Source organism: Pseudomonas sp. LS_2 (genome assembly GCF_042709235.1).
In the GTDB taxonomy this organism is placed as follows: domain Bacteria; phylum Pseudomonadota; class Gammaproteobacteria; order Pseudomonadales; family Pseudomonadaceae; genus Aquipseudomonas.
Genome location: NZ_JAVAYC010000031.1, coordinates 47,324 through 55,038, shown reverse-complemented (window position 1 = coordinate 55,038; position 7,715 = coordinate 47,324). Strand labels below are relative to the sequence as shown.

Genomic DNA, 7,715 nt, shown 5'->3' with positions numbered 1-7,715 from the left:
GACCAGATAGATGGCCACCGCCGCGACCACGATCCACAAGGCGTTGATCGCCTCGCCACGACGCAGGGCGACGACACCCAACGCGCAGGCTCCCAGGACTGCCAGCGCCAGCCACGGTATGTGGCGTAGCAGGCTGTTATTGTTATTCATGGCGTGCTTCCAGCTAGAGGGTTGGAATAGACAGCGTCTTGAGTCTAGGGCGTGGTTAGGCGCTTTACCATATCGAATTGATACCACTCGGGAACCGGCAGGCGCGCCACAAGCGAACTGACACTTTTGTCCGTTGCCTGGCCCGTGGGAGAACTACATCACTAACCCTGCCCTCAAGCGTGCGGAAAAAGCCCCTGCTTGGGGCGATCTCGACCTTGTCGCCAATAATCACGCCATGCGCCTGCGGGCCACGCCGTTCATAGCTGGTCTATAGTTCAGAACTACTGACGAGGACTGGCTATGAACACTTCCCCCGACGACCGCCGGCGCTTCCAGCGCATCGACTTCGATGCCCCGACCGAACTGCGCCAGGGCGACAAGCGCTGGTCGGTGAAACTGCTCGACCTGTCGCTCAAGGGCTTGTTGATCGAGCGCCCCGCCCCCTGGGACGCGGACCTGACCCAGGATTTCGACGCAATCATCCACCTCGCCCAAGACACCCGCGTGCAAATGCAGGTGGAACTGCGCCATGAAGAGCCCACCCGGCTGGGCTTCGTCTGCCTCTACATCGACCTCGACTCGATGAGCCACCTGCACCGTCTTGTGGAACTGAACGTGGCCGACAGCACCGAAATGATGCGCGAGCTGCGCGAACTTATCGAAGATTAAAATCTTTTAGCCAACTAACGACCGTCCCGCCCCGCCTTTCTTGTCCACCTAGACAGCTTTAATGCTGGCTTGCGTATTTTTGTACACACCCTTTTAGGCCCGCTCCTACCAATCTGGAACGCAACCTGCATCGAGGTCATAAGCGCCTTTATGCGGTGCGTTGAGGCGCTCCGATCAAAAAATTGTATACAATTTTTGTGGCAATGATTTGTACGACCTGTCTACAGTAGCGTCACAAAAATAAACAGAGAGCCTGCTCCAATGACTACGTCCACCAGCACGTCTCCTGCCCCGCGGCCCGAGGATGAAAACCTCGGCCTGGGTGCCAACCTGGCCTACGGGCTGCAGCATGTCCTGACCATGTACGGTGGGATCGTCGCGGTACCCTTGATTCTTGGCCAGGCGGCAGGCCTGAACCCTGCAGAGATCGGCCTGCTGATCGCCGCGTCGCTGTTCGCAGGAGGTCTGGCCACGTTGCTGCAGACCCTCGGCCTGCCGTTCTTCGGCTGCCAGTTGCCACTGGTGCAGGGCGTGTCGTTCGCCGGCGTGGCGACCATGGGCGCGATTCTCAGCAGCGAAGGTGGCGGCGGCCTGCCGGGCGTGCTGGGCGCGGTCATGGCGGCATCGTTCATCGGCTTTCTCATCACGCCGGTGTTCTCGCGCATCACCAAGTTCTTCCCGCCGTTGGTCACCGGCATCGTCATCACCACCATCGGCCTGACCCTGATGCCAGTGGCCGCACGCTGGGTGATGGGCGGCAACAGCGCCTCGCCGGAGTTCGGCAGCATGGCCAACATCGGCCTGGCAGCGCTGACCTTCGCCATCGTGCTGTTGCTGAGCAAGCTGGGCAGTGCGAGCATCTCGCGCCTGTCGATTCTCCTGGCGATGGTGGTCGGTACCCTGATCGCCTGGGCGCTGGGCATGGCGGACTTCAGTCAGGTCGGCGAAGGCCCGATGTTCGCCCTGCCCTCCCCGTTCCACTTCGGCATGCCGACCTTCCACATCGCCGCGATCCTGTCGATGTGCATCGTCATCATGGTGACCTTGGTTGAGACCTCGGCGGATATCCTGGCAGTCGGTGAGATCATCGACACCAAGGTCGACTCCAAGCGCCTGGGCGACGGCCTGCGCGCCGACATGGCGTCGAGCATCCTGGCGCCGATCTTCGGCTCGTTCACCCAGAGCGCCTTCGCCCAGAACGTCGGCCTGGTAGCCGTCACCGGGGTCAAGAGCCGCTACGTGGTGGCTACCGGCGGGATGATCCTGGTGGTACTGGGGCTGCTGCCGATCATGGGCCGGGTGATCGCCGCCGTGCCAACGCCTGTGCTGGGTGGTGCGGGCATCGTGCTGTTCGGCACCGTGGCCGCCAGCGGTATCCGTACCCTGTCCAAGGTCAGTTACAAGAACAACGTCAACCTGATCATCGTCGCCGCTTCCCTGGGCTTTGGCATGATCCCGATTGCCGCGCCGAACTTCTACCACCACTTCCCCAACTGGTTCGAAACCATCTTCCATTCGGGCATCAGCTCGGCGGCGATCATGGCAATTCTCCTCAACCTGATCTTCAACCACTTCACCAAAGGCAACTCGGACCAGCAGTCGGTATTCGCCGCAGGCTACGAGCGCACCATTCAGTACTCGGACATTTCGGCGCTGCGTGATGGCGACTACTTCAAGGACGGCAAGCTGTTCGACGCCGAGGGCGTCGAGGTGCCGGTGATGGAGCGCGACGAGCATGGCAGCGAGGCGCCCCGGCGCAAAGCGGTCGCCGAGCATTGACCACAACGTGATGGGGTCATGCGGGGGAGCCGACGCGCATCGTCGGCTCCCCTTTTTACTGTGCGGATATTTCAGGCATGCGATGCACAAACGCGCCAGGGGCGCTCGCCTGGTGGCGACATGCTACGGCTGCGGAGCGTCACCTGCGAGAGTACGGGTCACTCGAACAATGCATCCAAGGCCTGTTCCAGGCGGGTCACGGCGATCACCTGCAAGCCTGGCGGCGCCTCCTTCGGGGCGTTGCCCTTGGGCACGATGGCACGTTTGAAGCCATGCTTGGCCGCTTCCTTCAAGCGCTCCTGGCCACTGGGCACCGGGCGCACCTCGCCAGACAAACCGATTTCGCCGAACACCAGCAGGCCATGGGCCAGCGGGCGGTTGCGCAGGCTCGACATCACGGCGGCCAACAATGCCAGGTCCGAGGCGGTCTCCAGCACCTTGACCCCGCCAACCACGTTGAGGAACACATCCTGGTCGTGGGTGGGAATGCCACCGTGCCGGTGCAGCACCGCCAGCAGCATGGCCAGGCGGTTCTGGTCCAGGCCCAGGGTCACCCGGCGCGGGTTGGCCAGGTGGCTGTCGTCCACCAGCGCCTGCACCTCCACCAGCATCGGCCGAGTACCTTCCCAGGTGGCCATCACCACGCTGCCGGGCACTTCTTCCTGGGTGCGGTTGAGAAAGATCGCCGAGGGGTTGGAAACCTCCTTCAAGCCACGGTCGGTCATGCCGAACACACCCAGCTCGTTGACCGCACCGAAGCGGTTCTTCACTGCTCGCAACAGACGCAGGCGGCCATCGGACTCGCCTTCGAAATACAGCACGGTGTCGACCATGTGCTCCAGCACGCGTGGGCCAGCCAGCGAGCCTTCCTTGGTGACGTGGCCAACCAGGAAGATCGCCGTGCCGCTCTGCTTGGCGTAGCGCACCAGCAGCGCCGTGCTCTCGCGTACCTGGGCCACGCCGCCAGGGGCTGACTGCAACTGCTCGGTGAAAATCGTCTGGATCGAGTCGATCACCATTACCCGAGGCTTTTCCAGGCGCGCGGTGGCGATGATGGTCTCGATGCAGGTTTCGGTCATCACCTTGAGCTGGTCCTGGGGCAAGCCCAGGCGCCGCGAACGCATGGCCACCTGCTGCTGCGACTCCTCGCCCGTGACGTACAGCGCGGGCATCTGCGTGGCGATGTTGCACAGGGTTTGCAGCAGGATGGTCGATTTGCCGATACCCGGATCGCCGCCGATCAACACCACCGAGCCGTCCACCAGGCCGCCGCCGAGCACGCGGTCGAGCTCGGTGCTGCTGGTGGTGAAACGTGGAATTTCCTCGACGCTGACCTCGGCCAGGGTCTTGAGCTGCGCCTGTTGCCCGGTCCAGCCGGCACGCCCGCTGGGGGCGGCGGCACCGGCGCTTTCGATCATGGTCTCCACCAGGGTGTTCCAGGCGCCGCACTCGCCGCACTGGCCGGCCCATTTGGGGAAGGTCGCGCCGCACTCGGTGCAGCCATACAAGCGCTTGGCCTTGGCCATGGGTCGGTCTCCTGGGGAAAATTCGCCATGATAGCCGAGGCAGGTGTGTCTTGACCGCGCCGTGCGGCGACAAAACTATTCGCAGCGGGTGCAGTCAGTAACTGCTGTGCAAGGCATTAAGCCCATTGCTGGCTTACACTGCGACTACTTATCCATTTGTTACAGGGAATAAACCATGGGCATGATCAGTGAATTCAAGGCCTTCGCGGTCAAGGGCAACGTCGTCGACATGGCGGTCGGTATCATCATCGGCGCGGCCTTCGGCAAGATCGTGTCGTCCTTCGTGGGCGACGTGGTGATGCCGCCGCTGGGGCTGCTGATCGGCGGCGTGGACTTCAGTGACCTGGCCATCACCCTCAAGGCGGCCGAGGGCGATATTCCGGCGGTGGTGCTGGCCTACGGCAAGTTCATCCAGACCGTGATCGACTTCCTGATCGTGGCCTTCGCCATCTTCATGGGCGTGAAGGTGATCAACCGCCTCAAGCGCGAAGAGGCCGTGGCGCCCAGCGTACCGCCTGCGCCGACGCCCCAGGAAACCCTGCTGACCGAGATTCGCGACCTGCTCAAGACGCAGAATCGCCAGCCCTGAAGGCGCCTGAGCCAGCGCCGAAGAGACCGGCGCCGGTTACCAGTAGTTTTCCACGGCGACCTGCCCCGGGCGCTTGCTCAGGCTCAGTTGCAGGTCGCGTGCCTTGAGCACCTTGCGGGTCTCGTCGATCATCTCGGGGTTGCCGCACAGCATGACCCGTGAGTGCTCTGGCGACAGCTCGAGCCCCGCCGCCTTCTCCAGTTCGCCGTTCTCGATCAGCGTGGTAATGCGCGCATTCAGCGCCCCTGGGTGGGACTCGCGGGTGACCACTGGAATGAACTGCAACTTGCCCGCGAACTCGGCCAGGTAGTCGCGCTGCTCCAGCCCCTGGATCAGGTCGACGTAGGCCAGCTCCTTCGCCTCGCGTACCGAATACACCAGCTTGATGTGGTCGAACCGCTCCCAGGCCTCGAAGTCCTGCAGGATCGACACGAATGGCGCGATGCCGGTGCCGGTGGCCAGCAGCCACAGGTCGCGGCCACCGACGAAGCGGTCGAGGGTCAGGTAGCCGAACGGCAGGCGCTCGATCAGCAACGTATCGCCCTCGACCAGGCGGCTCAGCTCGCTGGTGAACTCGCCGCCTGGCACCATGATCGAGAAGAAGTCGAGAAACTCGTCATGCGGGGCACTGGCCATCGAGTAGGCGCGCCACACCACGCTGCCATCGGCCTTGGTCACCCCAAGGCGGGCGAACTGCCCGGCACGAAAGCGAAACCCAGGGTCGCGGGTGACGCGCAGGCTGAATAGGTTCGGCGTCAGAGGCTGAACATCGAGCAGAGTCTGGCGGGTGAACTTGTCGGCACTGGCGGTCATGACGGGCTCCAAAGGCTTGATGCGCCAAGTTTCGCGCAAAGTACCCAGGATGAACACCGAGGTTTTGTAGGGACTCATCCCGTCGACGGGCGGGAGCTGCCGAATGCCATAGCTGCACTGCCAGAAAATTCACACGCGTGAAAATAATCAGGGCTCATAACGGCGCAAAATTCACAACCGTGAAGCCCCAAGCGCCTAGACTGGATCCAATGGCACGGATTCCGAGCGGGTGAAGCTCATGGACCAATGGAAAACGCAGCATTTGCACACGCTGAGCGAGAAGCAAGACCCTCAAAGCATGTTCGACTACGCAGTACGACTGCTGGAGGACCTGGACTTCGTCAACGTTGGCCTGGCCCTGTACATGTACAATGCCGGCCATTCCCCGCGAGTCATCCTCTACAACAACTACTCCTCCTGCCTGAACACGTATTTCCGGGACCTCGCCTTTGTCGATCTGGACCCGATCACGCAACAGTGCCACTTTCGCACAAGCGCCGTGATCTGGCGGGAAGAGCTGTTCGAGTGCGCCCCGTATTTTCGTGAGGTCACCTGGAACCATGGCTTGCGTTATGGCTGGACACAGCCGGTGCATGATGTGCGGCATAACGAAACGCAATTGAGCGTGAGCAGGCCCCGGCGCAGCGTCGATACCGATGAACTGCTGCTCAAGGGGGCGCAGGTCCTGTGGCTGTGCAACACCTTGCACGCCTTGCTCAGCGAACATTACCAGGCCGATCTCACGCTGACCCTGAAGCTGAGCAAGCGCGAGCTGGAGGTGATCAAGTGGTCCGCGATCGGCAAGACCGCCTCCGACATCGCCGAGATCCTTTCGCTGTCGATCAGCACGGTGAATTTCCATATCCGTAGCGTGATCGCCAAGACCAACGCCGCCAACAAGGTCGGCGCGGTGGCCATCGCTGTCAGCCAGGGGTTGATCTGACAGCGAGGCCCGCGCCCGGGCAAACCCCTGTAGAATTGCCCTCTTCAAGCTTGCCGTGAACCTCGGCGGGCAGCCTTGTATTCGAGCCAGACCTCATGCCCCTGCTGAACAGCCCTTTCGCCGACCTCGACCTGATCCGCCAGCCGGAACAGCACAACGACCCGTTGCAGGCCTTCGACGCCGCCGACCAGTACCTGCTCGAGCACCTGGCCGGCCAGGCACTGCGGGCCGACTGCCGGGTACTGGTGCTCAACGACAGCTTCGGTGCCTTGGCCGCCAGCCTGGCCGGGCACGTGCAAGCAGTCAGCAGCGGCGACTCGCACCTGGCGCACCTGGCCTTGGAGAAAAACCTGGCGCGCAACGGCAAACCCTACGACAGCGTGCCGTTCGTGCCGGCCAGCGCCTCATGGCAAGGCCCGTTCGAACGTGTACTGCTGCGGGTGCCCAAGACCCTGGCACTGCTCGAAGAACAGTTGATACGCCTGCAAGGCCACCTGGCCGAAGGCGCCGAGGTGATTGCCGGGGCAATGATCAAGCACCTGCCGCGTGCGGCAGGTGACCTGCTGGAGAAATACATCGGCCCGGTGCAGGCCTCGCTTGCGCAGAAAAAAGCACGCTTGCTGACCGCCCGTTACCAACCGCGCCCGGTCGTGGTCTCGCCCTACCCCACCCGCTACCGCCTCGACAGCCCGGCACTGGAGCTGATCAACCACGCCAACGTGTTTTGCCGTGAAGGCCTGGACATCGGCACCCGTGCCTTCCTCCCGCACCTGCCCCAGGGCCTGGGCCGCGCGCGGGTGGCGGACCTGGGCTGCGGCAACGGCGTACTGGCGATCGCCAGCGCACTGGCCAACCCCGAGGCGCACTACACGTTGGTGGACGAGTCGTACATGGCCGTGCAGTCGGCCCAGGAGAACTGGCAGGCGGCGCTGGGCGAGCGTAGCGCGGTGATACAGCCGGGCGATGGGCTGGCCGACCACGAGAAACAGTCGCTGGACGTGGTGCTGTGCAACCCGCCGTTCCACCAGCAACAGGTGGTGGGCGACTTCCTCGCCTGGCGCATGTTCCAGCAGGCCCGCGAAGCACTGGTGGTGGGGGGCGCCTTGTACATCGTCGGCAACCGCCACCTGGGTTATCACAGCAAGCTGTCGCGCCTGTTCCGAGGTGTGGAACAGGTGGCGGCGACGCCCAAGTTCGTGGTGCTCAAGGCACGCAAGTAGACCTGGGCATCGGCAACGCCACTCGC

General features: G+C 63.1%; 8 protein-coding genes. 5 read left to right on the top strand and 3 right to left on the bottom strand.

The annotated features are described in order from the left end of the window. Positions 1–150, bottom strand: a 150-nt coding sequence (locus tag RAC97_RS21460; RefSeq protein ID WP_375101627.1) for a hypothetical protein, incomplete at its 3' end; no start/stop codon positions are given. Between the two features lie 300 nt (positions 151–450). On the opposite strand from RAC97_RS21460, the gene RAC97_RS21455 reads away from it, so the two are divergent. Both RAC97_RS21455 and RAC97_RS21450 read left to right on the top strand, forming a co-directional pair. Beyond that, a complete protein-coding gene (locus RAC97_RS21455; protein WP_375101590.1) occupies positions 451–819 on the top strand; it encodes a PilZ domain-containing protein in 369 nt (122 codons plus the stop codon). Positions 820–1,080: 261 nt separating this feature from the next. After that, complete coding sequence (locus tag RAC97_RS21450) at positions 1,081–2,598, top strand: nucleobase:cation symporter-2 family protein (RefSeq protein WP_375101591.1); 1,518 nt, start codon at positions 1,081–1,083, stop codon at positions 2,596–2,598. A gap of 158 nt (positions 2,599–2,756) precedes the next feature. Here RAC97_RS21450 and radA read toward each other — a convergent pair whose 3' ends face one another. Further along, on the bottom strand, positions 2,757–4,124 hold the full coding sequence (radA, locus tag RAC97_RS21445) for a DNA repair protein RadA (RefSeq protein WP_375101592.1): 1,368 nt from the start codon (positions 4,122–4,124) through the stop codon (positions 2,757–2,759). A gap of 175 nt (positions 4,125–4,299) precedes the next feature. Here radA and mscL point away from each other — a divergent pair, with 175 nt between their 5' ends. Then, entirely contained in the window at positions 4,300–4,713 is a 414-nt protein-coding gene (gene mscL / locus RAC97_RS21440; RefSeq protein ID WP_375101593.1) for a large-conductance mechanosensitive channel protein MscL, read from the top strand. Positions 4,714–4,749: 36 nt separating this feature from the next. Here the strand turns inward: mscL and RAC97_RS21435 are convergent, their stop codons facing one another. After that, positions 4,750–5,526 carry a ferredoxin--NADP reductase gene (locus tag RAC97_RS21435; RefSeq protein WP_375101628.1) on the bottom strand — a complete coding sequence of 259 codons (777 nt, stop codon included), beginning with the start codon at positions 5,524–5,526 and terminating at the stop codon, positions 4,750–4,752. Positions 5,527–5,764: 238 nt separating this feature from the next. Here RAC97_RS21435 and RAC97_RS21430 point away from each other — a divergent pair, with 238 nt between their 5' ends. After that, positions 5,765–6,469, top strand: coding sequence for an autoinducer binding domain-containing protein (locus RAC97_RS21430; RefSeq protein WP_375101594.1), 705 nt, complete (start codon positions 5,765–5,767; stop codon positions 6,467–6,469). A gap of 95 nt (positions 6,470–6,564) precedes the next feature. Next, complete coding sequence (locus tag RAC97_RS21425; protein ID WP_375101595.1) at positions 6,565–7,689, top strand: methyltransferase; 1,125 nt, start codon at positions 6,565–6,567, stop codon at positions 7,687–7,689. Positions 7,690–7,715: the final 26 nt, after the last annotated feature.